At 40.0% G+C, this 26,571-nt stretch carries 20 protein-coding genes and 2 pseudogenes; 15 read left to right on the top strand and 7 right to left on the bottom strand.

Going from position 1 to position 26,571, the window contains the following annotated elements; all coding sequences use genetic code 11:
- Positions 1-83 precede the first annotated feature (83 nt).
- The 3 genes from BUB77_RS09220 (at position 84) to BUB77_RS09210 (ending at position 3,611) form a co-directional block, all read left to right on the top strand.
- On the top strand, positions 84-1,448 hold the full coding sequence (locus BUB77_RS09220; protein ID WP_073275037.1) for an SMI1/KNR4 family protein: 1,365 nt from the start codon (positions 84-86) through the stop codon (positions 1,446-1,448).
- A gap of 404 nt (positions 1,449-1,852) precedes the next feature.
- Positions 1,853-2,773, top strand: coding sequence for an ABC transporter ATP-binding protein (locus tag BUB77_RS09215; protein ID WP_073275035.1), 921 nt, complete (start codon positions 1,853-1,855; stop codon positions 2,771-2,773).
- 1 nt (position 2,774) lies between these two features.
- Positions 2,775-3,611 carry an ABC transporter permease gene (locus BUB77_RS09210; protein WP_073275033.1) on the top strand — a complete coding sequence of 279 codons (837 nt, stop codon included), beginning with the start codon at positions 2,775-2,777 and terminating at the stop codon, positions 3,609-3,611.
- A 192-nt stretch (positions 3,612-3,803) separates the two neighbouring features.
- Here the strand turns inward: BUB77_RS09210 and BUB77_RS09205 are convergent, their stop codons facing one another.
- Genes BUB77_RS09205 through BUB77_RS09190 form a run of 4 tightly spaced genes read right to left on the bottom strand, consistent with a single transcriptional unit; the run spans position 3,804 to position 7,558 of the window.
- Positions 3,804-4,922: a metal ABC transporter permease gene (locus BUB77_RS09205; protein ID WP_073275032.1), complete on the bottom strand. Its 1,119-nt coding sequence runs from the start codon at positions 4,920-4,922 to the stop codon at positions 3,804-3,806.
- Positions 4,906-5,829, bottom strand: coding sequence for a metal ABC transporter permease (locus BUB77_RS09200; protein WP_073275031.1), 924 nt, complete (start codon positions 5,827-5,829; stop codon positions 4,906-4,908). Before BUB77_RS09200 ends, BUB77_RS09205 begins: the two co-directional genes overlap by 17 nt.
- 12 nt (positions 5,830-5,841) lie before the next feature.
- Positions 5,842-6,600 (bottom strand): metal ABC transporter ATP-binding protein, encoded by a 759-nt coding sequence (locus BUB77_RS09195; RefSeq protein ID WP_073275241.1) that lies wholly within the window; start codon positions 6,598-6,600, stop codon positions 5,842-5,844.
- Positions 6,601-6,628: 28 nt separating this feature from the next.
- Positions 6,629-7,558 carry a metal ABC transporter solute-binding protein, Zn/Mn family gene (locus BUB77_RS09190; RefSeq protein ID WP_084124047.1) on the bottom strand — a complete coding sequence of 310 codons (930 nt, stop codon included), beginning with the start codon at positions 7,556-7,558 and terminating at the stop codon, positions 6,629-6,631.
- Positions 7,559-7,987: 429 nt separating this feature from the next.
- Between BUB77_RS09190 and BUB77_RS09185 the strand changes: the two genes are divergently transcribed.
- From BUB77_RS09185 to BUB77_RS09170, 4 genes are all read left to right on the top strand, one after another.
- Positions 7,988-8,551, top strand: coding sequence for a TetR/AcrR family transcriptional regulator (locus tag BUB77_RS09185; RefSeq protein ID WP_073275029.1), 564 nt, complete (start codon positions 7,988-7,990; stop codon positions 8,549-8,551).
- A 115-nt stretch (positions 8,552-8,666) separates the two neighbouring features.
- Positions 8,667-11,039, top strand: coding sequence for an endopeptidase La (gene lon, locus BUB77_RS09180; RefSeq protein ID WP_073275027.1), 2,373 nt, complete (start codon positions 8,667-8,669; stop codon positions 11,037-11,039).
- Positions 11,040-11,336: 297 nt separating this feature from the next.
- On the top strand, positions 11,337-13,718 hold the full coding sequence (locus BUB77_RS09175) for a CDP-glycerol glycerophosphotransferase family protein (RefSeq protein WP_073275025.1): 2,382 nt from the start codon (positions 11,337-11,339) through the stop codon (positions 13,716-13,718).
- A gap of 70 nt (positions 13,719-13,788) precedes the next feature.
- Complete coding sequence (locus tag BUB77_RS09170; protein WP_073275023.1) at positions 13,789-16,080, top strand: polysaccharide pyruvyl transferase family protein; 2,292 nt, start codon at positions 13,789-13,791, stop codon at positions 16,078-16,080.
- Positions 16,081-16,185: 105 nt separating this feature from the next.
- Here BUB77_RS09170 and BUB77_RS09165 read toward each other — a convergent pair whose 3' ends face one another.
- Together BUB77_RS09165 and BUB77_RS09160 are read right to left on the bottom strand one after the other, a co-directional pair.
- Positions 16,186-16,671 (bottom strand): DUF2798 domain-containing protein, encoded by a 486-nt coding sequence (locus tag BUB77_RS09165; RefSeq protein WP_073275021.1) that lies wholly within the window; start codon positions 16,669-16,671, stop codon positions 16,186-16,188.
- Positions 16,672-16,943: 272 nt separating this feature from the next.
- Positions 16,944-17,897, bottom strand: coding sequence for a helix-turn-helix transcriptional regulator (locus BUB77_RS09160; RefSeq protein ID WP_073275019.1), 954 nt, complete (start codon positions 17,895-17,897; stop codon positions 16,944-16,946).
- 183 nt (positions 17,898-18,080) lie between these two features.
- On the opposite strand from BUB77_RS09160, the gene BUB77_RS09155 reads away from it, so the two are divergent.
- The 3 genes and pseudogenes from BUB77_RS09155 to BUB77_RS30985 all read left to right on the top strand — a co-directional run.
- Positions 18,081-19,244, top strand: a complete 1,164-nt coding sequence (locus BUB77_RS09155) for an iron-containing alcohol dehydrogenase (RefSeq protein WP_073275017.1) — start codon at positions 18,081-18,083, stop codon at positions 19,242-19,244.
- 26 nt (positions 19,245-19,270) lie between these two features.
- Positions 19,271-19,429 (top strand): annotated as a pseudogene (locus tag BUB77_RS30990) (maltose acetyltransferase domain-containing protein); the annotation flags it as partial.
- Positions 19,430-19,663: 234 nt separating this feature from the next.
- A pseudogene (locus BUB77_RS30985) lies at positions 19,664-19,813 on the top strand (DapH/DapD/GlmU-related protein); the annotation flags it as partial.
- A 144-nt stretch (positions 19,814-19,957) separates the two neighbouring features.
- Here the strand turns inward: BUB77_RS30985 and BUB77_RS09145 are convergent.
- Positions 19,958-20,284 carry a winged helix-turn-helix transcriptional regulator gene (locus BUB77_RS09145; RefSeq protein WP_073275013.1) on the bottom strand — a complete coding sequence of 109 codons (327 nt, stop codon included), beginning with the start codon at positions 20,282-20,284 and terminating at the stop codon, positions 19,958-19,960.
- 264 nt (positions 20,285-20,548) lie between these two features.
- Here BUB77_RS09145 and BUB77_RS09140 point away from each other — a divergent pair, with 264 nt between their 5' ends.
- From BUB77_RS09140 to BUB77_RS09120, 5 genes are all read left to right on the top strand, one after another.
- Positions 20,549-21,376 carry an SDR family NAD(P)-dependent oxidoreductase gene (locus tag BUB77_RS09140; RefSeq protein WP_073275011.1) on the top strand — a complete coding sequence of 276 codons (828 nt, stop codon included), beginning with the start codon at positions 20,549-20,551 and terminating at the stop codon, positions 21,374-21,376.
- Positions 21,377-21,480: 104 nt separating this feature from the next.
- Positions 21,481-21,885, top strand: coding sequence for a pyridoxamine 5'-phosphate oxidase family protein (locus BUB77_RS09135; RefSeq protein WP_073275009.1), 405 nt, complete (start codon positions 21,481-21,483; stop codon positions 21,883-21,885).
- A gap of 268 nt (positions 21,886-22,153) precedes the next feature.
- A complete protein-coding gene (locus BUB77_RS09130) occupies positions 22,154-23,761 on the top strand; it encodes a response regulator (RefSeq protein WP_073275007.1) in 1,608 nt (535 codons plus the stop codon).
- Between the two features lie 11 nt (positions 23,762-23,772).
- Positions 23,773-24,810 (top strand): sensor histidine kinase, encoded by a 1,038-nt coding sequence (locus BUB77_RS09125; RefSeq protein ID WP_073275005.1) that lies wholly within the window; start codon positions 23,773-23,775, stop codon positions 24,808-24,810.
- A complete protein-coding gene (locus tag BUB77_RS09120) occupies positions 24,807-26,483 on the top strand; it encodes an ATP-binding cassette domain-containing protein (protein ID WP_073275003.1) in 1,677 nt (558 codons plus the stop codon). The genes BUB77_RS09125 and BUB77_RS09120 overlap by 4 nt, the downstream gene beginning before the upstream one ends.
- The last annotated feature ends 88 nt before the right edge of the window (positions 26,484-26,571 follow it).

Raw genomic sequence — 26,571 nt, 5'->3', positions numbered from 1 at the left:
ATTTATTGAAGGAATGAATCTCTCATTACACTTGAAGAATTGAATATGTCCGGTACTTTGAATTTTGCTTTTGGAGGAGTGCTATGAGATTTTTTAACAGATGGAATACAAACCGGAAGCCCGTATCAAAAGAGAAGGCTTTTGAAAGGCTGTCCGACGAGCATGCCGCATACATTAAGGATTTAGTTGAAAAGGCGGGGAATGCAGATTTAAAAAGGGAAGTCTTTGGAGCAGAAAAGCATCAGTACCGGCTAAATCCGGTTTTACCAATCGAGATAATAAATGAATATGAAGTAAAATATCATGTAAAATTTCCGGAAGAGTATGTTTTTTTCTTAACGAAAGTGGGCAATGGCGGTGCAGGGCCCTATTATGGTCTTTATCCGTTGGAAAAGCTGGAAATGTATAATGAATATGCTAAAGTAAGCGGCAATAATACATGGATTGATGCCGCCTTGACAAAGGACGACTGGGCTTACCGGATGAATTTGCTGGATGAGGCAGACGATGAGACATACGAGCGGTTGATGGAAGAAGCCTGCGGAGGCTTCAATGTCATTGGCACCCAGGGGTGTACTTATGATAATTTGCTAATGAATAATGGCTCGGAAAAGGGCAAAATCGTTTATTTTGATTGGAATCTTGAGCCTGAAAATGTGCCTTATCTGACCGGTATGACCTTTTTAGACTGGTATGAGAAATATTTCCTTGAAATTTTAGAGAAGCGCAGCGTTACTTCTTATGGATATGTAAGATTAGGAACGGAAGAAGAATTGATTTCTGCTTTTCAAAATGCGGAAAGGCAAGAAAAGCAGGCAATACTCAGAAGCTTTTACCGGTTTCATAAAGCGAGCAGGAATACAATAAACTTTTTAATGGACATTGACGACAAAGAGCTTGATGCTATGAGAACGGAGCTGCTTTTTCGCTTTGATGTGGATAAAGGAATCAAACTATTTGAAGCGATGATAAACGGTGCAAACCAGCAAGGCGCAGTCCTGTGTGCCAGAAGAATGCCGGAAGAATTCTATGACAGATATTACGGAAAGATGCTGGCATTACTGTATGGATTAGAGGCACCTTATGAAAAATTAAGTTATGGCTCCTATAAGCAGAAAATACTATATTTTTTGCAGAATTGCAAGAGCCTCAGGGCGAAGGAGCTGGCCGACTTTGCAACAGATGAAAGTAATGTGGAAGATGAGAGGAAGACAGCCATATTTGTCATGGGGCGTGCCGGTGACAAGATGGACTGCTTGGAAGATTTTATTCATTTTATGAAAAGCGATTCCTATTGGATTGCGCATACGGCATTGCAGGCAATGGCAGGAACGAAAAGCAATAAGCTTTTGGAAACCTATGAATGGATGTGGAATCGGTATAAAGAGGATAAGACGATGGTTTCTAACCTGGAAATAGCATTTCAGACAAATGGAATGAAAAAGTAATTGATTTAATAAAAGATATCACTTATATTACAAGCAAGGCTGGATGGCTTCTGAAGACAACTCAGAAAACCACCAGCCTTATTATTTATCATAGAAAAAAATCTTGCTAAAGGTACAGCTTATAGTATGAAAATTATAAGGCAATTTTCACTTTCTATCTGGGCAGTAACGTTAGCAGTCTTGTGATATGCATTGGATAAAAAAGAACTTTATGTAAAGAATTTAAACATCACGTAAAGAAAAAGAACATTCATTGACAATATAAATTGTAAATGCAATAATGAATTATTATATTTTGGAGCGACCATTTGTTTGGCTTTCCAATGAATGTAAGGATGCTTCCTGAAAATGGATTTGGTATAGAGTAGCGGACTAAAATTTAAACTGCAAAGGAGATGAAAACCATGAACCCAATTATCGAAGTTAAAAATTTTACAAAAAGATACGGTGATTTCACTGCTGTAAATGATATATCCTTTCGTGTGGAGGAGGGGACTGTTTTTGCCTTCCTGGGGCCTAATGGAGCCGGGAAGAGTACAACAATTAACACACTGTGTACGATTTTTGAAAAAACCTCAGGAACTCTTCTTATCGACGGAAAAGATGTTACGGATCAGAAAAGCGAAGTCAGATCGGCAATAGGGGTTGTATTTCAGGATTCAACACTGGATGCAAAGATGACCATTGAAGAAAATCTGAAGATGCATTGCGTCTTTTACAACATACCGAAAAAAGAGGTGGAAGAACGTATTCAGTTTGTTTTGAAATTGGTAGATTTGTTAGGGGAAAGAAAGAAACTGGTCGGTGCTTTATCCGGCGGAATGAAACGGCGTGTAGAAATCGCACGGGGGCTGATTCACTATCCCAAGGTGTTATTTCTTGACGAACCGACAACAGGGCTTGATCCCCAAACAAGGGCGCATATATGGGAATATATCATAAAGCTTCAGAAAGAGAGAAATATTACTATTTTTCTGACGACACATTATATGGAGGAAGCGGAAATCTGCAATAAAATAGCTATCATCGATGGGGGTGCTATCGTGGCTCATGATACGCCCTATGCTTTAAAGAAAATGTATACAAAGGATAAAGCATATATCTCTACGAAAAATGAAGCAGAGCTTGAAAAACTACTGGGGCAATATGAGCTTGCCTATGTAAAGAAGGATAGCTATTATAAGGTGGAGGCTGAAAATCTGGACCGGCTTTTACAGGTTCTTAGCAGTCACAAAGAAGACATTACAAATATTGAAATAAAAAAAGGGACATTTAACGACGTCTTTCTGGAGATAACAGGCAGAAAGATCAGGGAGGAGGATTAATATGAATACTGTGCTTGCGTTGTGGATGAGAGGATTAAAAGCGTTTATCAGAAATAAAACAGGGTTAATTTTTTCTTTGATATTCCCATTTTTCTTTGTTTATGTATTTGGTGCTATTTTTAAAAATGACTTTATTGAAAATCCCATTGCCTATATGCTGTCCGGTGTCATTATAACTACCGTGTTTGAAAGCTCGCTTAATCTGGCTTCTTCCACTGTTGATGATATGGTAAGCGGTTTTATGAAAGAGGTCTTGGTTTCTCCGGCGAAGAGGATTGCAGTTGCAATGGGACAAATATTATCGGCGGCTACTGTTTCTACCTTGCAGGGAATCTTAATTTTAGTGATAGGATTGTTTATTGGGATTAAATTTACGCATTGGGCCACACCGTTCTATATCCTGCTGTCCATGATCAGCATTGGAATCGTTTTTTCAGGTGTTGGATTATTTATGGCAACGAAGGTCCGCAACGGGCAGACCTTTCAGATAGTCAAGACAGCAGTGACCATGCCTTTGACGTTCCTTTCCGGTGCCTATATTCCTTTATCAATGCTGCCGGGAACCCTTAGATATGTTTCGTATATTAATCCAATGACCTACGCAACCGCATTTTTCCGTATGATTGTATTAGAAAAAACAAATCTATCAACGGCAGAACTTGTGAAAGAGGGACTGGCAATTGATATTAACGGATTTATAGTCACTCCGGTTATGTCCTTTGCCATTATTTTAATAATTGGCCTGGTATTTTTACTGTTATCAACGACTTCCTTTGTAAAAACAGATTTTTCCCGTTTAAACAGAAGTGCAACCGATGCCAATGCTTTATGGGGATAAGCAGATGGAGGAGACCAGCTATAACAGGATGTTTTTACAGAGCTCTGGGTGTTCTCTGAAAGTACAGCTGCCATCTTTAGTCAGCAAATGAGAGTATTGGGGAGGGAACCCTCAGCAGCCGGGTGATAAGAATAGTATGAAAAGGGTCTGGGAGAATTCCCGGACCCTTTTCAGTTAATGTTTTTTGGTGATTTAATCTAAAAACAAAGCCTCATATTCGGAAATGCTTACAGATCTTCCTTTCTCTGTCAGCTTAATGACTTCTTTTTCAAGGAGGATATTTTCTTCCTTTAACAGCAGCCGGATTATTTTATCTGTGAAAGCCCTGTCCCAGTGGAAATGCTCTGCCAGGGTATGAACACCGGCCTCTTTTGTTTCCTCAATACTTCCCTCATGATTATATAAATGAAACAGAAGTGTTTTTTTGCTGAAATCTAGTTTCTGCCTGCTTCGCCTCTTTAAGGAGCTTACCAATCCTCTGCGGGGAGCCGTTATGAATACAAGCAGGAATGCAAGCCCTGTCATTACCGCCATGCTGCCGGAAATGGAAACATCAAAGAGCACTGCCAGATAAAAGCCCAGGATTCCGTTTGCCGCTCCTATTATCCCGCTGAGTATCAGCATATGCTTTAAATTGTCCGTCAGCAGATAGGCTGTAACAGGCGGTCCAATCATAAATGCCACTACCAGTACGGAGCCGACTGCTTCAAAAGCTCCTACTGTTGTCATGGAAACAAGCATCATAAGTCCATAATGGATCAGGGATGGGGAGATGCCAAGAACGGCAGCCAGCATGGGGTCAAAGGTTACTACTTTTAATTCTTTAAAGAAAGTAATGATAAATACAAGGTTAATGAGTAATAAAGCCAGAGTACTGTAAATTGCTTTTGCACCGATATCATACCCAAATACCACCATACGGTCAAAGGGTGCGAAGGCAAGTTCCCCAAGCAGGACAGAGTCCGTATCAAGATGGACGGAGCCGGCATATCTGGTAATCAAAACGATGGCAATGGAAAATAAAAACGGAAATACGATTCCGATGGCAGCATCCTCTGAAAGGAGTTTCGTCCGGTTTAAGGTTTCCGTAAGCCATACAGTTGCCAGGCCGATCAGAGCGGCACCCAGTACCAGGAGGGGAGAAGATAAATCGTGGGTAAGGAAAAAGGCAAGGACAATACCCAAAAGGATGGTGTGGGTAATGGAGTCCGACATCATCGACATTTTCCGCAGAACCAGGAATACTCCAGGCAGAGAGCAGGCTACGGCAACAATAACGGCAATAAGCTGGATTTCAAATTGTGGGGACATCAGGGGCACCTCCTTCTTTTTGCAGTAGTTGTTTCAGATTATTTCTGTGCAGTATTTTCCGGAGAATACCTCTTCCGGGTGCAAACAGTACACTGAAAATAACAATACAGCTGATAAAAATAACAATGGCAGGTCCCGTAGGAAGCTTTGCCGTCAGAGAGCTGGCAGCTGTGCCTGCTATACCGGATATTCCGCCAAAGAGAGCAGAAAGAACTGCCATAATCCAAAATTTATTAGTCCATTGCCTTGCCGCAACGGCGGGAGCGATTAACATGGCACTCATAAGAATTACACCTACGGTCTGGAGCCCGATAATAATTGCCATAACAATCATAAAGGATAATAGCAGGTTTAATTTATGTGCAGGGAAACCAAGGCTCCTGGCATATTCGGAATCAAAAATAAAAAGCTTGAATTCTTTCCAGAATAAAAGGACCAGAGTAAGCAGCAGTACACCGCAGATTATCATAAAATAAACGTCCCTTTGCAGCAGGGTGGATGCCTGCCCGAAGATAAAACGCTTTAAGCCCGCCTGATTGGAGTTGGGAATTTTCTGCACATAGGTCAGAAGCACAAGGCCGGCTCCAAAAAACACCGACATGACAAGGGCAAGAGCGCTGTCAAATTTAATCCGGGTGTGTTTTACAATACTGATTATAAATAAAGTTGCCATAAGACCTGAAAGCAAAGCTCCGAGAAGGAGGACTTCCGTGTCCTTGGAGCCGGTCAGTACAAATGCCATTACAACCCCCGGAAGTGCCGCATGGGAAACGCCATCCCCAAGAAGACTCTGTTTGCGAAGCACAGCGAAGCTTCCTAAAACACCACTGATGAGGCCCAGGATAGCAGAGCCCAGTGCAACCGTCTGAAAGGTATAGTCATTTAACAGAGAAAGAAGATTTTCCATATAAACACCTCCCTAAACCGCATTCTTTAATAAGTTACCGGTACTGCGGTAAGCTTTTTTCAGGTTCTGCTCGTGGAAAACCTCTTCCACCGGTCCGCTGGCAATTACTTTGATATTGATCAGAGTAACCCAGTCAAAGTATTCCGGAACCGTCTGCAGGTCATGATGTACGACTACTACAGTTTTACCGGATTCCTTCAATTCCTTTAATAATAGTACAATCGCTTTTTCCGTCTGAATATCCACACCTTTAAAGGGTTCATCCATAAAATAGATATCAGCGGTCTGCATTAAGGCTCTTGCCAAAAAGACTCTTTGCTGCTGTCCGCCGGATAGCTGGCTGATTTGACGGGAGGCGTAACCTTCCATGCCAACTTTATACAAGCATTGTAACGCATCCTCCCTGTCTTTTTTACCGGGGCGCTTTATGAAACCCAGCCTGCCATAGCATCCCATTAATACAATATCCAGTACAGTTGCGGGAAAATCCCAGTCTACGCTGCCGCTTTGGGGAACATAGGCAACCTTATTCTTTAATTTACGCAGGCTGTTGTCTGTTTCCTGAAAGAAATGTACGGTTCCCGTTACCGGAACTAAAAGTCCCAGCATCGCTTTTAACAGGGTGGTTTTCCCGGCACCGTTAGGACCTATGATTGCCATTAATTTACCCTGTGGGATATCTAAATCAATATCCCATAGAACGGGCTTAGCATCATAGGCAACAGTTAAATCCTCTATTTGAACGGCATAATCTGTTTTATTAAATTCCATCTGCATAATCCTCCCTTATATTCGAATTTTATTTTAAAGCTTTTACAATGGTATCAACATTAGCCTTTACGGTCAGAAGGTAAGTTTCGGCTCCGGAGTTCTTACCACCTAAGGAATCGGAGTAAAGTTCCCCGCCTATACTGACATCAAATCCCCTTGCCTTCACTGCCGCCTGTAAGGCTTTGATTGTTTTAGGCGGAACGGAGGATTCTACAAAAACAGCCTTTATTCTGTGCCCGGCAATAAAATCGGCTAAGCTGCTGACATCAGCTGTTCCGGCTTCGGCATCGGTACTGATACCCTGTAACCCTTTTACTTCAAAACCGTAAGCTCTGCCGAAATAATGAAAGGCATCGTGGGCTGTTATCAGGACTCTTTGTTCCTTCGGGATTTCATTCACCTTATCTTTGATATAGGTATCCAGTGTATCTAATTCTGCCAGATATTCTTCAAGGTTATTGGTGTAATCCTTTGCATGGGCAGAATCCGCGGCAGATAATTTGTCAGCCACGGTCTTAGCTGCAGCCTTCCAAAGGGAAACATCGAACCAGATATGGGGATCGTGTATGGAGGTATCATTTTCCCAGGATAATAGATCCTCTTCCTTCAGTCCGTCCTCTATGCATATAACGGTACTGCCCCGGCCTGTCAGGGACTCAAAAATTTCTCCCATTTTACCCTCCAGATGCAGGCCGTTGTATACAACAACATCTGCATTCTGCATCAGTGTAACATCACCGGCACTAGCCTGGTATAGATGGGGGTCAATGCCAGGTCCCATAAGCCCTTTTACCGTAACATGCTCTCCGCCGATAATTCCGGAAAGATCGGCCAGCATGGTTGTAGTTGCAACAAGGTTTAAAGTATCCTTCGTTTCTTTTGGTTCGGTTTTTTGGCAGCCGGTTAATAAGAAGACTGCCAGGAATAAACTAAATAAAATTTTAAAATTTCTCATCATTTAAATCCTCCATTTATTAATCAATTACTGGTTTTGAAGATAACGCAGGCGGTATGTTTCAATAACGCTGCTTCCTTTTTTCGCTTAAGTTATCCAAAGTTCCTTAAGAGAAAAAACTTCCAAAACATTGGCCGCGTAAGAGGCCGGATGTATATCGTTCTTTTATATCGGAGATTAACTCACGACATCAAATCATAATTAAAATATTTTTAGGTATACCTAAATTTTATTTTATTATATACCTAAAATATAAAATATGCAAGTGATAATCAATATCATATTGAATAAAAAATATTAATAAAGGGCTGATGCAAATTCTGATTACAATCATATCTGAAACAATTTTCATCATTTCATTTTGTTATATTTAATTTACTGTTGACAATAAGTGAATGATCGTTTATTATATGAACATGCAGAGGTGATTATATGAGAAAGAAAGATGATGAAAAAGAAAAAAGTATTAAAGAAGCGGTAATCAAGCTGATCCTTCAAGAAGGATTTCATGGTGCCTCTATCTCAAAAATCGCTAAGCTGGCAGGAGTTTCACCGGCAACTGTCTATATATACTATGAAAATAAAGAGAACATGCTCCAGGACATCTATAGTGAGTACTCAGAAGAGGTATATGACTATTTAATAAACAAAGTAGATGTGAGCATGGGAGGACAGCAGCTGGTCGAGGTACTCATCAGAAGCTATTATGGCTATATATTGGAACACAAAGAAATCTACAGTTTCGTCGAGCAGTTTTCAAATTGTCCGTCCTTAGCGAACCATTGTTCCGGAAAAAAGAATGTCTGTAATATTTATAATCTGATTCAGGATATGAAGCAGAACAAAATAATAAAGGAATACAGTGAAGAAATTATAATGGCATTCATTTTTTATCCGGTAAAAGCAATTGCCGTTGACAGTCAGAAAAGCGAAGCTGAGAGAGGGCTTTTATTACAGGAGATGATTAAGGTAATACAAGATGCAATATTAGTATAAATTAATACAAGCGGGATAATTTTGTAAAAACAATTTTACAAAAGGATCTCGCAATTATTTACTACATTATTAAATGAACATTCACTTATTATTACGGCTAGAAAGGATGAAGATTATGACAAATTTCAATAACAACAAGGAACAAGGAATTGTTTTTCCAATACCTAATACGCTTTTGTTACCAGGCGTTGAAACAGTGGTTTATATGAAAACGCTGGATGATATCCATATGGAATTCCTGGAAAAGGAAGAAGCAGTAAAAATAGCACTGCCCCTGAAGCAGAATTTTGCCCAGAAGGCATTGAAGGAAGAGGACTTTTACAGGATAGGAGTAGTCTTTCAGGTAAGTGGAATTGAGAAAACAGAAAAAGGTATTCAAGTGACAATCAAAGCGACGGACAGAGTTCAAATCGGCGAATTTCGATTTGAAGACAGTATGATATATGCCGAATATAAGCCCTATCCGGAGAATGCAGACCTGGATGCAAAGGGCAGGGAGGAAATGCTTGATTACTTAAAGAAAATCATCCGGGAGATAAGCGGAAAATTCCAGGGAGGGGAACAATACAGCAGGATAACCGACGAGTTCGGGGATTTAAATTCTCTGATTGTGTACCTGAGTCAATTTATACTAATATCAAACGAAGAGAAGTATGAATTATTAAAAATAGAATCCCTGAAGGAGCGGGGGCTTCGCTTCATGGACCATCTGCTGAAACAAAAGGAAGCCGTTGAGCTGCAGATTCAGATATCGGAGAAATTCTCTGAGAAAGCCAACAAATATTACAGGGAATCAGTGCTCAGAGAGCAGTTGAAGGTTATCCAGGATGAATTGAATGAAGGTAAAAGTGAGAGAGCCAAAAAAGACAAAGATTATTTAACAAAAATCGAAGAGGCTCAAATGCCGTCCGATATCAAGGAAGCTGCCCTGGAGGAATTGGATAAGCTGGAGGCACAGGGACCTAACAGCTCCGAGTATAATGTCTTGCGCAATTATCTGGACCTTTTGGTTCAACTGCCGTGGAAGAAGGAGGAAGGGAATCCGGTTAATCTCGGAGCGGCAAGACAGATTTTAAATGAGCAGCATTATGGGCTGGAAAAGGTCAAGGACAGGATTATACAGCATTTGGCGGTCATGCAGCTTAAAAATGATAAAAAAGGCTCTATCCTGCTGCTTGTAGGTCCTCCCGGTACAGGTAAGACAAGCCTGGGCAAGAGTATTGCTGAAGCTCTTGACAGGAAGTATATCCGTTTGAGTTTGGGCGGCATCAGAGATGAAGCAGAAATCAGAGGACACCGCAGAACGTATGTAGGAGCAATGCCGGGAAGAATTATCCAAAGCATCAAAAAGGCAGGTACAAATAATCCTGTCATGGTCCTTGATGAGCTGGATAAGCTGATGACCGGAGGCTTCAGCGGTGATCCTGCAAGTGCGCTGCTGGAGGTGCTGGACCCTGAACAAAATAGCAGCTTTACCGATCATTATCTGGATCTGCCCTATGATTTATCGGATGTTTTCTTTATTGCAACGGCGAATACATTAGAAAGTATTCCGGGACCTTTATTAGATAGAATGGAAGTCATTTCAATTTCCAGCTATACCACAGAGGAAAAATTCCATATCGGAAAAGATCACCTGATTCCGTCTGTTCTGGAGGAGCACGGGCTGACAGAGGAACAAATGAGTGTGGAAGATGATGTGCTGCGTAAAATAATCAGTGACTATACCCTGGAAGCCGGAGTCAGAGGACTGAAAAAACAATTGTCCGCTCTTGCGAGAGTGACCTCCGAGAAAATTGTATCAAATAAAGCAGAGCTGCCTTATAGGATTAAGGCGGAGGATTTAGAGGAGCTGCTCGGAAGACAGGTGTCGCGGCATGACAAGGCGCAGCAGGATAATCCTCCCGGCGTAGTCACTGGTCTGGCCTGGACACCAGTGGGAGGAGAAATCCTTTTTATCGAAGCCACTGATATGCCGGGAAACGGAGAGATTACCCTGACCGGCAAGCTGGGAGATGTAATGAAAGAGTCGGCAAGAATCTCCCTGAGCCTGTTAAAATCGAGATTGCCGCTTAATTCGGTTAATTTTAAGGAAAGGGACCTTCATATTCATGTCCCTTCGGGAGCTGTACCCAAAGACGGACCGTCTGCCGGTATTGCACTGTTCACCGCTCTCGCATCTCTGGTAACGGGAAATAAGGTGGATTCCAAAATAGCCATGACAGGAGAAATTACATTAAGAGGCGCTGTCCTGCCAATCGGCGGGCTGAAGGAAAAGCTGCTGGGTGCCCAAAGGGCTGGAATTAATAAAGTGTTAATTCCCAAGGACAATGTCATTGACCTGAAGGATGTGCCCGAAGAAGTGAAAAAGCAGCTTAGGGTGATACCTGTTGAAACCGTAGAAGACGTGCTGAAAGAAACCCTGGGGATTTCCCTGCCGAGAATAGAAAATATGTTTCATCAAAAGGAAGTAAACAAATTTTTTTAATAAGAGATGAAGGAAAGAAAGAGGAATTTCGCTGATCAGTGAAATTCCTCTTTTGTTGTTCCGGAAAGCAATTTGACAGTTTTTACAATAAATACAATTACATAGCCGCTATACTTATCCGGCTTTTTTATGTGAATAATTCAAGCTTATAGTGAAGACAATAAAAGCATCTCTAAGGGTTTTAATTAATGAATGAAAAGAATAGCATTCCAGTTAGTGAAGACGCAGATAACCTAATAAGGACGCTGAAATAAGAGTGAAATTTATAATTATGATGCAGGAGTATAATTGACTAACATGAAATTACTGAATATGTATAAAAAAGCAAAAGTAATTATACTGAATTCTTATTATTCCTTTTATTATTATAAGGCAAGGTTAAATAAGAAATTAATATTAATGGAATCTAAAAATGGCGGCGATCTGGCAGGGAATATGTTTCATATATTATTAGAATTATCAAAACCGGAATATAAAGAGTATACTGTGTATTTATCCGTATTGGAAAGCAAGCAGGTGTCTATACAGAATCAATTGAATAAATATGGCATGGGGAATATAAGAATAACTCGTACCAATTCCTATCATTATTATAAATATTTAGCTACGGCCAAATACTTATTTACGGATACTTCCTTTAACAGGTCCTATGTAAAAAAAGAAGGACAGGTAATTACCAATACATGGCATGGAACACCCCTTAAAAAAATGGGACGGGATGTTGAGGATAGAGCCTATGGAATAGGTAATGTTCAAAGAAATCTTTTATTTGCAGACTATTTAGTCTATCCGAACGATTATATGAAGGAAAAAATGATAGATGCCTACATGCTGAATGATCTATATGAGGGCACTATCTTAAATGAGGGCTATCCCAGGAACTCGGTATTCTTTCATAAAGAAATCGGACAAGATATTAAGAGGGAACTGGGACTGGAGGATAAACAGGTGTTCATCTATATGCCCACCTGGCGGGGAACGCTGGTAAAGAAGAATACCGACCATTTATTAGCTCTTATTGAATATCATTTAAGGCCCCTTGATAAGGCATTAAAAGACAATCAGGTATTATATGTGAAATTGCATCCATTTGTAAGTAAGGACGCTGACTACTCAAAATATGAACATATTAAACCGTACCCGGACCAATATGACACCTATGAATTTTTGAATATGTGCGATTGCTTAATTACAGATTATTCCAGTGTATTTTATGATTTTGCCAATACCGGGAAAAAAATAATCCTGTTTGCCTATGATGAAACAGAGTATATCAAGGAACGCGGGCTTTATGTGTCTCTAGATAGCCTGCCATTTCCGGTGGTGAAGTCCGTAAAGAATTTAGTATATGAGTTGAACTCACCCAAAAATTACGATGATACACAGTTCCTGAAGGAATGCTGTACCTATGACAGTCCGGGAGCCGCAGAGCGGATTTGCAGACATGTAATCAAAGGGGAAAAGCAATGCAGGGAAGAGAAACTTCCCAAGAATGGTAAAGATACTGTTATTCTATTCGGTTCTGCCTTGTCTAAGAATGGTTTGACAACCGCCCTTATAAATCTTTTTAATAATATCGATTTAAAGAAAAGAAATTATTTTGTTACCTTTAATGAACAGGCACTTAAAAAAGCACCCTTGCGTCTTGCCCAGATACCGGAAGAAGTGGGTATTTATCCAATGAGCAGCGGTGAAAGCTTTACTTTGTTCGAAGCGGCAGCCTATCTGTTTTATTTTAAATGGAATAAAGAAAATGCTTTTACAGAGAAATATTTAGACCGGCTTTATAAAAGAGAATGGAAGAAGCACTTTGGAGATACCCATTTTGACCATGTGATACAGTTTGCGGGATATGAGAAGAAGGTCATCAACTTATTCCAGAGATATGAGGGAGCAAAGACCATCTATGTTCACAGTGATATGGTGGCTGAGATGAAAACAAGGGGCAATCAGCATTATCTGACCTTGAAAAATGCTTATCAAAAATACGATAATGTAGCGGTGATTACAAGTGATACTGTTCCTCCGACCTTGGAAATAAGCGGAAGAGAAGATAATATTGTAGTAATAAATAACTGCCATGCCCACAAGGAAGTGATTCGGAAGTCAAAGGAACCGTTGGCTTTTGATGTTGATACAAAATGTAATATCACGGAACAGGAATTGAAAAAAATATTGGCAGGTGATAAAAAGAAATTCATCACCATTGGGCGGTTCTCCCCTGAAAAAGGCCATCTGATGCTTATGAAAGCCTTTGAAAAATTCTGTGTTGAATATAAGGATGTATGCTTGATCATAATTGGCGGCCACGGTGTTCTTTATAACCAGACCCTGGAATATGCCAAAAATTCAGAAGAAGAGATTATAATAATTAAATCCATAAAGAATCCTATGCCGATTTTAAAGCAATGCGATTTCTTTATTCTGTCCTCCTATTATGAGGGCTTGGGTCTGACTTTACTGGAAGCAGATGCACTTGGGATTCCGACTATGTCAACAGATATACCGGGACCCCGAGGCTTTATAAAGGATTATAACGGATATCTGGTAGAAGCCAGTGAAAGTGGTCTGGAAATGGGGATGATTGCTTTCATGAAGGGTGAGGTAAAAGCCATGAATGTGGATTATGGCAGGTATAACCGAGGAGCAGTAGAACAATTTGACTCACTATTTGAATAGCTGAAGAGGCTAGTGTGAAAATTAAAAAGCAATTTTCACACGGCTCAAAGTTTTAGGCTGTGAGAAAGGCATGGTTTTTATAATGAAAATTGGAATTATTACGTTTAACAGTGCTCATAATTATGGTGCCGTCCTACAAGCCTGGGCTTTGCAGGAGTATTTAAAAAGTGAAGGTCATCAGGTGGAAATAATTAATTACAGATTACCGGCAACGGATAAGTTGTATCGGTTATATGTACCAAGAAACCCTTTTAAAAATGATAAATTAAACGAAGCAGTTCATGCCTTACAGTATTTGAAGAAGAGTAAGACGGAGCCGAATAAAACCAGAAAATACCGTGAGTTTGAAAGATTCATCAACCATACTTTAAATACAACGGAGCCCATGACAAAATTGGCTGAATTAAAGAAAGCCAATTTTGACTACGATATTATGATAGCCGGCAGTGACCAGATTTGGAACGGAGGGTTAACGAGTGGGGTTAATCCTGCCTACTTATTATCCTTTGGTAAAAATGAAATCAAACGCATTTCCTATGCTGCAAGTATTGGCAGAGATGAAATACCGGAAATAGAGCATCTCTTTTTCTCCAGATATTTACGTGATTTTGATTATATCTCCGTAAGAGAAGAAAAGGCAAAAGAAGCAATATCAAATCTGACGGATAAGGAAGTTTCTGTAGTACTGGACCCTACCTTACTGCTGCAGAAGGAAATGTACGATAAATTAAAGAAAGATCCAAAGGTAAAACAGGCTTATATCTATGTTCATAATGTACACCTTAAGAAAATAGACAAGAGATTAAATGCAATGGCAGAAGAAATCTCGAAGAGAACCGGGCTTCCTATCGTGCATAACCGTGAAGATTATGACTTTGCCAATGAGCTGAAGAAATTTACAAATGGCAGTCCGGAGGAGTTTGTGGGATACATTGCCAATGCAAAATATGTCATAGCGAATTCATTCCATGCGACAGTATTTTCAATTATTTATCAAAAGGATTTTATAACCATACCTCATTTCCAGAATCCGGAGAGAATGAGGCATCTACTTGATTCACTGGGAATAGCAAACCATATGATTGCAAGTCCCGGAGAATTACCGGAAGATTTAACCGCATTGAACATTGACTATGCTGCAGTGGAAATGGCAAGCTTTGTTCTTCGGGAAGAATCCGCTGATTTCCTCAGAAATGCAATCGAAGGGCCAAAAACCTCGCATAAGCCAATAACGGAGAAGGATAAATATTTTGATACAATGGATGCGTTTTCCTGCTTTGGGTGTAATGCCTGCAGGGATATCTGTCCTACTTCTGCCATAACCATGATAGAGGATAAAGAGGGTTTCATATATCCGTTCATTGTTGAAGAAAAGTGCATACATTGCAACCTGTGCAGAAAAACATGCCCTTATGGCAAATACAGGCATCCGGAAGAAGCCGTTAATGGATTTCCCAAGGTATATGCAGCAAGGCATAAAGAGGAAGAGGTGCTTGAACAAAGTGCCAGCGGCGGTATGTTCGCACCAATGTATAAAAATATCATTGCCCGAGGTGGCCGTGCAGTTGGTGTGAAGTATACGAATGACATGGAGGCTGTCTATGATATTGCCGATACGGAGGAAGCCTGCCAGGCATTCCACGGTTCAAAATATGTTTTTGCGGACAGCAGGGAGGTAAAACCGCGGGTGAAGGAAATGCTTGAAGAGGGGGTACCTGTATTATATTCCGGGAATTACTGCCAGATAGCAGGACTTAAAAATTATCTTCATAAGGAGTATGAAAATTTATTTACGGTTGAAATCATATGCCATGCAACGGCATCTCCTAAGGTTTTTCGATTGTATAAAGAATATTTGGAGCATCAGTATCATTCAAAAATATTAGATTTTGAATTTCGAAATAAAATCAGCGGGTGGAGTAAACCCTATGTATGTGTGAGATTTGAATCCGGAGAAGTGCTTTTGGAGCAGTCTTCCAGAAATAATTATAGAAGAGCATATTCGGATGATAATATCCAAAGACCTTGCTGCTATACCTGCGAATTTGCCGGTCTAAAGTTAGGGGTGGGAGATATCACCATAGGGGATTACTGGGGGATTGCGAAACAGCATCCGGAAATGGCTGATGAAAGAGGTGTTTCAATCATCAAAATCAATAATGAGCATGGATTAAAATTCTTTGAAGAATTCAAGGATCAGCTGGAACTTGCTGAATCAACTTATGAGAAAGCATATGCTGCCAATCATAATAAGCCTATTCCTTTAACGATAAAACGTAACCAATTAATGTCTCAAATAGATGAGGTTGAAATCAATAAATTATTGCAGAAGTTCAATAATCTGAAGAAAAATCTGAGTTAATCCATAAAATAGCCAACCTTCTGTTATAGTGGAAGATTGGCTATTAATGACAACTTTTGCAGTGTTGGATTTACATGGCATATAGCCTTTCGGAAACACTATATGTTAGTGGAAGGTACTGCCGGGTATATTGCTTTCTTTTCTGTAAAGGACCTTTACCACTTTTAGCGACAGTGGTGCAACAACCAGCATTTGGATTGGCATGGCAATTGTTAAATTGTAAGGGAAATAAATGCAGGCATCGATTAGTATCTGTATTCCTTTATTCCCGCTGGCGATGCAGCCAAACAATGTCATGCAAATGGTCATAAGTATGACCATGCTAAATCGCATAACAAAAACCTTCAAGGCTTCCGTATCCTCTCTTTTTGATACGGTAAATGTAATTTTTCTGGATATGGGTGTGCAAAATAACAAGTCACAGATGATTCCTGCAATAAAGCCCGGAATAAATGTAATTGCGGCATGTACCCAAGCCTGTGGGGAGATGGATTGTTCACGAACCCAGAAATTTAATGCCGCCATGACATATATCATAATGGCACTCATGATAAAACTAAACGTAATTCCTTCTTTTTTGCTCTTAGGCATGATTTTCCTCCTGATAATATTTTTGATCCGGGTGTCAGAAGGTCATAGCATAAAATACGCTCAGCTCCGTGAAAGCCGCTTTACTGCATAGTTGGGATTAACTTACGATACCCGAATCAATTTTGACAAATAAAAAAATGCCGCCTTACCGTCTGACAGTGGTAAGGCGACATTTATTGTCGAATATATTATACCGGATTTTTTGATTTTTGCAAATAGAAAATTCAGATTAATATAACGGAAGTAAACAGCAAATACTAAGCTGGCTGTAATTATAGTATTGTATTCATATATTCTCTTGGTGACAAATGATAATATTCCCGGAAAGCTTTGTGGAAATTACTGCTATTCGTATATCCCAGCATTACTGCGATTTCATTAACGGATAAGGAGGTTCCTTTTAAGAGAATAACGGCACGTTCCATGCGCTGCTCCAATAATATTTGTGAAAAAGATTTTCCAATTTCACGGATTAGCAAAGTGGAAATGTAATTGGGATGATAAGAAAAGCGGCTGGCAATGTCCTTTAATGTTACAGTATCAAAATGCTCGCTCATATACTGCACAATGCGGTCTGAAAGCTTTTCTGAAACAGGCTCCTGATTGGCAGCAGCATATTGGCGTGAAACTTGCATGAGGAAAGAAAGTACCAGCGGTTTTAAGACAGCCTGTGTGTCCTCCTGCTTATAGGCATATTCAATTACCATCATTTCCAGTAACGCCCGTATATTACAATCATCTTCAATTTTAAAATGAATAAATTCCTCGGAAAAGCTATTGGTTGCAGGATTAAGAAAAAAGTGGAACAGCTTGGAGTTGGTGGACAGGATCGGCAAGAAAGTGTGGAAAAAGATTTCCTTTTGGAGTAATACGCCAAAGATAATTGTTTCCTGATTATTATGGACGCACATAGCCTGTCCCGCAAATGGTTGTCCGGCATAAAGTTCACCCTCATAAATGGTTATTTTATTATCATATTTATAACTATGAGACTCATACTGCCCTTTATAGGTAAAATTAAAATAAAAGAAATCCTGCCGATGAAACAACTCTTGAACACCAGTGCTCTTGTGGACACAAATCAAAATTTCCTCCTCAGGGATACCAGGCCAATGGTACATTTTTTCCATCTTGTCGCCCACAGGAAAATCATGATAGGTCCAATCTAATTCTGAAAACTGTTCCTGCAACCGCAAAATTGCAGAGGGTAATAAATGTCTGCCCATAGTATACCTCCTGGCTGGGGTTTAAATAATACAGCATTATTTCCTTGATAATAACACAAAATATTAGAATTTGCCACACATCTCTTTAAGATTTAGCGCTGAAATCTTTGGAATCCTCCCCTATACTATGTTTGCTGGCAAATTGATTATCTTAAATACTTTAAAATTCAGGAGGAAATAATTATGAATAACTTTACTTATTTTATACCCACCCGTATTCTGTTTGGAGCAGGACAGCTTGCTCATCTGCATGAGCAGCAGCTTCCAGGGAAAAAAGCTCTGATTGTGATTTCTTCTGGCAGGTCCATGAAGGATGGAGGATATCTGTCCCGTGTGGAGGAACAGCTCGATTTAGCCGGTGTAGGTTCTGTGCTGTTTGACCAGATCAAACCCAATCCTACCTTGAAAAATGTAATGGATGGTGCGGCTATGGCAAAAGAAAACGGCTGTGATTTTGTTGTAGGTCTTGGCGGAGGCAGCAGCATGGACGCTGCAAAAGCAATTGCATTTGCAGCCATCAATCCTGGTTACCTTTGGGAGTATAGCTTTAGCATGACTGGCGGTAAGAAAACACCTGTAAATGCTCCGTTGCCAATAGTTGCTGTCACAACTACGGCAGGGACAGGAAGTGAGGTCGACCCCTGGGCTGTCATTACGAAAGAAGAAACAGAAGAAAAATCAGGATTTGGCTTTGAAAGCATGTATCCTGCCTTATCCATTGTAGACTCTGATTTGATGATGACTGTACCGCCTATACTCACGGCATATCAGGGGATGGACGCTTTCTTTCATGCTTCGGAAAGTGTCATTAATACCAAAAACCATCCAATGGGTGAAATGTTTGCATTAAAAACCATTGAACTGTTGGCAGCCTGCTTGCCTGGAGCTGTGAAAGACGGTTCCGACAAAGAAGCCCGTGCCCATGTCGCGCTGGCTAATACACTGGCCGGATATTATATGCTTTGTACCTCAGCACATTCAATGGAACATGCCATGAGTGGCTTCTATCCGAATCTTCCCCATGGTGCGGGCCTTATTATGATAGCCCATGCATATTATCAGCATTTTGCTGATCTGCATGTCTGCGATGGTCAGATGATAAAAATGGCAAAAGCAATGGGTGTGGAAAATGCGGTTTCCGGACAGGAATTTGTGGATGCGCTGGATAAGCTGCTGGCAGATTGCAATGTGGAGGCGCTGAAAATGAGTGAGTATGGTATTACGCCTGAAAGCTTGAAAAAGTTCCCTGAACGTGCCCGTAAAGTACTTGGCGGTGATTTCTCCGCTGATCCTGCAGTATTGACGGACAATGATATTTTAAGCATTTACCAAAAATCCTTCCGATAATTATTAAGAATGATAGGGTGAAAAAAATGACAGAACTGGAAAAGTTAGATGCCGGACTTGAATATTGCTTTTTTGATGATGAGGTTGTGGCACGCAAGGAGAATGCATTAAAAGGCTGTGCCAAATTCAATGCCATTGACCCGGCTGATTACGATGCCCAACTTGTGGCGATTAAGGAATTGTTCGGTTCCGCTGGTAAGAACGTGTATATCCAGCCCAATTTTAATTGCGACTATGGGAAGAATATCCATGTGGGTGAAGATTTTTTGACAAACTATAATGTAACCATTTTGGATATTGCGCCTGTGCATATCGGCAATTACTGTATGATTGGACCAAATACATTGATTACAACTGTAGGGCATCCTCTTACTCCAAAAGGCAGACGGGAAAAGAAAGCCTATGGGAAACCGGTGAAAATCGGAGATGATGTGTGGATTGGCGGCAACTGTACAATTCTGCCCGGTGTTACGATTGGAAATAATGTAATTGTGGCGGCTGGTGCCGTTGTGACGAAAGATGTGCCGGACAACTGTGTTGTTGCAGGCGTCCCGGCTAGAAAAATCAAGGATTTTGTTACTGATACCGGTGAATAGTAAATACCGGTTTAAGATGGATAGCTATTAGGCTATTAGGTATATTAAAAGGACAGACCCCGCACGAAACGTGTGCATGTAAGTGGGAAGCTGTCCTTTTAATAATTTAAAATGCATTCATACATCTTCCTTTAGCCATTTGCTGCCCCACTCCCTCATTGCAATAAAAACCTCTTCAAAATCACGGCCTTTATCTGTCAGGGAGTACTCCACCTTAATGGGAGGGGTGGAATACACGGTGCGTGTAACAACACCGTTTGATTCAAGGCTCTTTAAAGCATCTGAAAGGGACTTAGTACTAATTCCTAAGTTCTTATTGAGTTCATTGAAATGCTTTGCACCTGAATGCAATTCCCCAATAATTACAAATGACCATTTACCACCGAAAATCGCCATTATCTGCTTTATAGATTCTACGCATAATTTATCGTCTCGCGGATTCATAAGCTTGCACCTCTTATAATAGTAAAGTGAATTAAGTAAACAAATGTATACTAGGTGTAAAAACTTTGCGTACTTTACTTTTTAAACTATCATGTTATAGTAATATTGTCAATACAAATTTGAAAGGATGTGATTATAAGCAAACGTTGGTTATTACAGGTGCAGGATAAGGAGCAGGGGTGTTATGTGATAGGTTATAGGGCAAATACCAGATGGAAATGTTATTAAATTTACCATTTATGATAACGAAATGGAGGAGGATTAATGAAAACAATACTTGTAACAGGCGGAACAGATGGAATTGGAAAAGGTATTGCCATGCACTTCCTAAAAAAGGGCGACCGCGTTATCGTTGTCGGCAGCTCATCTGCAAAAGGCGGCGTATTCTATCAGGAAGCCAGACAACTGGGAGCTGAAGACAGGGCAATCTATATACAGGCGAATTTGAGCCTGGTAAAGGAAAACCAAAGGGTGATTGAAGAAATTAAAGACCGCTTTCATTATTTAGATATAGTCGTTTTTTGTGCCGCAAAGCACAATAAGGAGTATACCGAAACAAAAGAGGGCTTCGAAACCACCTTTGCGCTGGCTTATCTGAGCAGGTTCCTTCTAAGCTATGGATTGAAAGACAGCCTTGAAAAATCGGCTTCTCCTGTTATTCTTAATGTTTGCGCACCCGGAATGAAGGGAGAAGTAAACTGGAAGGATATACAGAACAGAAATAATTTTGAACCGCAAAAGGTAATGTTCCATGGCAGCCGGTTAAATGATCTTTCAGGAGTTTCCTTTGCAGAAAATGATACTGCCGGTAAAATAAAGTATATCCTTTATAACCCCTGGGCAGTACAAACCTCCAGTATGCTGGAAACCTTTAAAAATCCGTTAATGAAGCTGATTTATAAAATAATTGGAAAGCCTGTTGAGAAGGCAATTGTGCCAGTCATCGAATTACTGGATAATCCGCCTGCAGCTTCTTTATCCGCATTCAGGGAACGTAAAGCAGTAAGCCTTGCAATGGAGACCTTTAATAAAGAGAATGCACGTAAACTTTATAACATGACTTTAGAATTGCGTAAGAAGAACAGACTATAAAAGTTAATTGAATATTTGAGAAGATTATGTCTCATATTATGGAATAGGTTGGTTATAATCCCACAAGCAATGTGGAGCAATGTATAAAAAAGGAGAAAATAATTATGAATTTAGAAGAAATGAAAGCAATAATTCCGGTTCACACAAGCGGCCATTTTGCAACAGTTGACGGTGATAAGGCTGACGTCAGAGGCTGGCAGTATCAATTGATTGAAGACGGCAGGATATATTTTTGTACCTCCAATAAGAAAAATGTATACCGTCAGCTTGAAAGTAATCCGAATTGCGCATTTACCTGCAGCGCAGGCGGTTATAATTTCCGCATCAGCGGTAAGGCTGTCATGGTCACTGATGAAGAACTGACAGCAAAGATACATGCTACAATTGATAAACAGGTGGCAGCTGTTTATCCTGCTCCTGATGCTAATGGTTTTACCGTATTTTATTTGGAGCACGGAGAGGTGAAGTACTCAAATAACTTTATGACCTATGACAGCTTTACTTATTAATACAGGGAACTTGTCTGGTAATTTGTTAATTATAGTTCAGTTATAGGACTGTAACATAATTTTTAGGTCTAATGCATTGGTGCACTAAGATTATCCCGCCGCAAAAAGGCTGTAAAGCTTGCTTTAAAAAAGCAGGCTTTATGCATTTTTTGCGGCAGTAACGCTCATGCTTTACATTGTTAAGTACAGATGCTAGAATATAAGCGTAGTCAGGAGAGGCTTGTTATTTACGGGAATAGTCAGAACTCAAATGTAAGGAGGATAATCAGTGCTCAAGGTACTAATTGTTGATGATGAAGTAAAAGTGTGTCAATTGATTCTACATTTGGTTGATTGGGATGCTATGAATTTAGAGGTTGTAGATATATTGCATGATGGTCAGACCGCATTGGAATATATTATTGAAAATAAACCTGACATCGTAATATCGGATATTCGTATGCCAAATTGCGATGGACTTGAGATGATCAAACAGGCAAAGGGAGTTTATCCGGAGATTAGTTTTATTATAATAAGCGGTTACAGTAATTTTGAGTATGCCCAAAATGCAATTCATTACGGAGTACAGGATTATCTGCTTAAACCATTGAGAAAAGAAGAACTGGTAAATACACTCAATAAAATAAAAGAAAAGCATGTCAGCTTAGTGGAGCAGCAGATAGAACAGGTAAAGTGGAAATCTCTTGCGGAGAGCTCCAGGGAAAAGGTGAAGAAATCATTTATTGCAGATTTGATCTTAAATCCGGAGAAGGTCAATTTAAATGATCTTGATGAGTTTAATAAAGAGTATCATACGCATTTTATAGAGGGTTATTACGCAGTATTGAAAATCCAGCCCTTTATCCGTGGCAGGCGCCTGAGTGATGAGGAGCGTGACATGGTATTAACAAAGATCCAGCAGATGCTTCGGGAGCGGCTGACGAAATATTGCGAAGAAATTATTTTTATGGAATATGAAGACAGTATTATCCTAATTATAAATGTAAACGACCCGTCTCTTTTCGAGGTGAAAAAGCAATTAAAGAAAATGAGACTGGATATTATAAATTTAAAGAGTATATTCCAGGAGCTTAAGGTATACATTGGAATCGGCTCGGTGATGAACAGTCTGGAAGGATTGGCGGCTTCCATGGAGCAGGCGAAAGAGGCTGTTTTTAACAGATTGTCGGAACAGGAAAAATATATCATTGAATATCAAAGCCCAAAAGATGGTAAACGGGCTGCCGGTGATTTTATAGATGCCCAGATAAAAAATGACCTGCATGGTAATTTGGAGAGGCTTAATCCGGATGGGATAGCGGTTATACTGCAGGAATTGAAAAACCGTCTGCTGCCTTACAGGGAAAATGGAAAATTAGTATATGACTGCTATATGGAAGTTATCGGAATGATAGTCTATGGTCTAAAGGAATTCAGCTCCGAGCTTGAGATTCTGCCCGTAGCCCATTATGAAAAATTGTATGAAACCTATTTTTCCCTGGAGGATGTATTTAACGGACTGGAACAGGAAATCAGTGCTTTGCTGGAGAAATACACTGAAAATATAAAGCAGGCTGAAACGAAACCGATACGCCTGGCAAAGCAGTATATCAATGATAATTATAATTTAGCCTTGAGTTTAGAAAGCATCAGTGCGCAGATAGGGTTTAATCCGGCCTATTTTTCCACACTTTTTAAGAAAGAAACCGGGAAAAACTTTATGGAGTATGTTATGGAAATCCGCGTTCAAAACGCAAAGAATCTTCTGGCAGCAACGAACAAGACACTGGTTGATATTTCAATAGAAGTCGGATACTCTGATTTTAAGTATTTTTCAAAGGTTTTTAAAAGGATAACAGGCTTAACCCCGTCAGAATACCGTAAATTATATAGTTAGCAGGTGATTTGATGAAAAAGAAACGTGAAACTTTTTCCGAACAAATTTTTCTTATTGTTTATATTTTGTATGCAGTGATTATGGTGTTGGTTTTTTCTATTCTCATTGCTTTATATCAAAAACGTGTACTGGAATTTAAGATGTTTTTGGTGTGTATCCTTTTATTTATGTTAGGCTTCAGCCTTCTTGTTTATATATTTGAGCATAAAATCATGCAGCCCTTTCAGCGCAAAATAAAGAAATTTAAAAAGTTCAACGAGGGATTAATTTATGAAGAATTGTTTGAGGAAGATTATCAGATGGTTCCGGAGCTGCAGGAGGTCTTTCAGCGGCTGCATAATATGCTGGATAAGCAGAGTGCGATTAAAATCTCTACCAAACAGGCTGAATATCTGGCCCTGCAGAATCAGATCAATCCCCATTTCCTTTATAATACCCTGGATGCCATCCGTGGTGATGCCTTATGTGCCGGGAAAGAGGACATTGCTAATATAACGGAAGCACTTTCAAAATTTTTTCGTTATACCATTACGGAAACAGAAAATCTGGTAACCCTTGAAAGTGAAATAGAAAACGCAGAAAATTATTTTGCAATTCAGGAATACCGGTTTGGGGGGAAATTAAAAATCGTGTTCAATCTGCCGGAGGAACCCCAGGATATCCTGCGGTTAAAAATCCCAAAATTGACGTTGCAGCCAATTATTGAAAATGCTATTTTTCACGGACTTGAAAAAAAGGCAAATGCCGGAGTTGTAGTCGTGGACTTTGAAATAACGGATACGAAATTCTATATCAGCATCAAGGATGACGGAGTTGGCATTTCGGAAGAAAAGCTGGAAGAACTCAATGCAAAGCTGGAGAGGGTATCAGTAAGCTATGTAAATGATGAACGCGGTAAAAGCGGAGGTATAGCGCTTAAGAACGTATGCCGCAGGATTAAGCTATTATTTGGTGAGGAATACGGGATACATGTATATAGTCTGCCGGGAATGGGAACGGATGTCCGGATTACAATTCCCAATATTCATTCGGAAGGAAGCCAATCGTGAAAAGAGAATTGTTATTTGTAGAAAACGGAAGTATTTTTAACAATGGAGTGGAGATTATGAAAAGCCTCTATTTTAATCTCTTTCATGGTGACAGCCTTGGCTTCGTATTTGACAATGCGTTGGAAAAGAATATCCTGGTGGATTTTCTCAAAGGTAAGAGACCGCTGCAGACAGGGAAGCTTTCCTTTGAGAATAACAAGATTTCAGCAGAAAGCTATGAGAAATGCTTTGAAAAGAATATTTCCGTTATTGAACGTACAGGTAAATTAATACGCTCCTTAAGCGTGGAAGAAAATATTTTTTTATTTTCTTCCTATGTGCCCCGCTATTTTGTCAGCGGGCACGCCTTTGAGAAACCGATAAAGGAAATAGAAAGCAAGCTGGGCATCAATCTGCGAAAATATAATTCCACTGTGCTCCTATCAGAAAAGGACAGAGTCATTCTTGAGATGGTGAAGGCCTTTGCGGAAGGGAAGAAAATTATTGCCTTTTCAAATCTGACAAGCTTTCTGAAAGAGCCGGAATTAGAGGAAGTTTATAGTATGATGAAGCGGATGCGGCAATTTGAGATGTCTTTTCTTGTCATAGAAGCATTTGATGATATTATTTTCCGGTGGTCGGATAATTTTGTTATAGTCAAGCATGGCAAGACAATGGGAATCCTGAATTCAAATAGTGTTCGTGGCGATAAGGTCTTTGAAATACTTCTCAAGGACGAAAGTATGAAAGAAAAGCACTTTCACACTCCATTATTTACGGCAGTACCGCAGACCTGTCTGCGGTATGCAACGGGAGCAAGTGTGAAAGAAAAGCGCTTTCACACTCCATTATCTATGGCAGTACCGCAGACAGGTCTGCAGTATGCAACGGGAGCAAGTGTGAAAGAAAAGCGCTTTCACACTCCATTATCTATGGCAGTACCTCAGACAGGTCTGCGGTATGCAATGGGAGCAAGTGTAAATAATGTGGAATATGAAGAATGGATAACGGAAGTCGAGTTTGATAATGTTTCAACGGAGGTGCTCCGTCAGCTTTCCTTTTCGGTGGGCCGGGGAGAGGTTGTAAAGATATATTATATGGATGATGCAAGCGGGAATCATATTCTGGAACTATTAAAAGGAGAAAGAAAAGCCGAGAGCGGCAATATATTCATAGAAGGGGATGCCTATACTGCCGGTAACCTGAATCAGGCAATTAAGCGGGGAATTGGATTTATTGAAGAATTTGCATATGAAAACAAACTATTGGGTAATTTGTCCGCTTTTGAAAATATCAGCCTGCTTTTGGGTGAAAAGGTTCCTTTGTTTTGGCTGCGCAGACGGTTCCGAAAAAACATCAGGCAGTTTTTGGAGACAGCCTTTGAGGCGGCGGACCTGGACAAGAAGCCGGCAGAAATCCAGCCGGTGGAGCTGCAGCAAATGGCTTATTATAAATGGTATCTGTATAATCCGAAAGTAGTCGTATGCATCAGGCCCTTTGCACAGGAGGATGTTCATGTAAGGGAAATTACGGTCATGATGATCGAGATGCTGAGAAACCGGGGGATTACGGTTATTATCCTGCTGTCGGCCTTTTCCGAAATAAATCTGGTGGAGGGGGAAAATATATTTGTACACAATGGTACTGCCATTGATGAAGATGGGGTATATCAATTTTTATATGGGGAAAAATAGGGTATCGGTATTTTTTACAAAAGAATACAAATATCCTATTTTTTTTTGTTTATAATTAAGTTCTAAAAATAGTCCACCACTTCTAAAG

The organism is Anaerocolumna jejuensis DSM 15929, from assembly GCF_900142215.1.
GTDB classification, from domain to species: Bacteria; Bacillota; Clostridia; order Lachnospirales; family Lachnospiraceae; genus Anaerocolumna; species Anaerocolumna jejuensis.
Note: the sequence above shows the minus strand (reverse complement) of the source record. Positions and strands in the feature narration are given on the sequence as shown.

Bases quoted from the DNA above. Each gene is read 5' to 3' on its own strand.
- BUB77_RS09220 (WP_073275037.1), top strand. From the start codon at position 84: ATGAGATTTTTTAACAGATGGAATACAAACCGGAAGCCCGTATCAAAA.
- BUB77_RS09215 (WP_073275035.1), top strand. From the start codon at position 1,853: ATGAACCCAATTATCGAAGTTAAAAATTTTACAAAAAGATACGGTGAT.
- BUB77_RS09210 (WP_073275033.1), top strand. From the start codon at position 2,775: ATGAATACTGTGCTTGCGTTGTGGATGAGAGGATTAAAAGCGTTTATC.
- BUB77_RS09205 (WP_073275032.1), bottom strand. From the start codon at position 4,922: ATGTCCCCACAATTTGAAATCCAGCTTATTGCCGTTATTGTTGCCGTA.
- BUB77_RS09200 (WP_073275031.1), bottom strand. From the start codon at position 5,829: ATGGAAAATCTTCTTTCTCTGTTAAATGACTATACCTTTCAGACGGTT.
- BUB77_RS09195 (WP_073275241.1), bottom strand. From the start codon at position 6,600: ATGGAATTTAATAAAACAGATTATGCCGTTCAAATAGAGGATTTAACT.
- BUB77_RS09190 (WP_084124047.1), bottom strand. From the start codon at position 7,558: ATGATGAGAAATTTTAAAATTTTATTTAGTTTATTCCTGGCAGTCTTC.
- BUB77_RS09185 (WP_073275029.1), top strand. From the start codon at position 7,988: ATGAGAAAGAAAGATGATGAAAAAGAAAAAAGTATTAAAGAAGCGGTA.
- lon (WP_073275027.1), top strand. From the start codon at position 8,667: ATGACAAATTTCAATAACAACAAGGAACAAGGAATTGTTTTTCCAATA.
- BUB77_RS09175 (WP_073275025.1), top strand. From the start codon at position 11,337: ATGAAATTACTGAATATGTATAAAAAAGCAAAAGTAATTATACTGAAT.
- BUB77_RS09170 (WP_073275023.1), top strand. From the start codon at position 13,789: ATGGTTTTTATAATGAAAATTGGAATTATTACGTTTAACAGTGCTCAT.
- BUB77_RS09165 (WP_073275021.1), bottom strand. From the start codon at position 16,671: ATGCCTAAGAGCAAAAAAGAAGGAATTACGTTTAGTTTTATCATGAGT.
- BUB77_RS09160 (WP_073275019.1), bottom strand. From the start codon at position 17,897: ATGGGCAGACATTTATTACCCTCTGCAATTTTGCGGTTGCAGGAACAG.
- BUB77_RS09155 (WP_073275017.1), top strand. From the start codon at position 18,081: ATGAATAACTTTACTTATTTTATACCCACCCGTATTCTGTTTGGAGCA.
- BUB77_RS09145 (WP_073275013.1), bottom strand. From the start codon at position 20,284: ATGAATCCGCGAGACGATAAATTATGCGTAGAATCTATAAAGCAGATA.
- BUB77_RS09140 (WP_073275011.1), top strand. From the start codon at position 20,549: ATGAAAACAATACTTGTAACAGGCGGAACAGATGGAATTGGAAAAGGT.
- BUB77_RS09135 (WP_073275009.1), top strand. From the start codon at position 21,481: ATGAATTTAGAAGAAATGAAAGCAATAATTCCGGTTCACACAAGCGGC.
- BUB77_RS09125 (WP_073275005.1), top strand. From the start codon at position 23,773: ATGAAAAAGAAACGTGAAACTTTTTCCGAACAAATTTTTCTTATTGTT.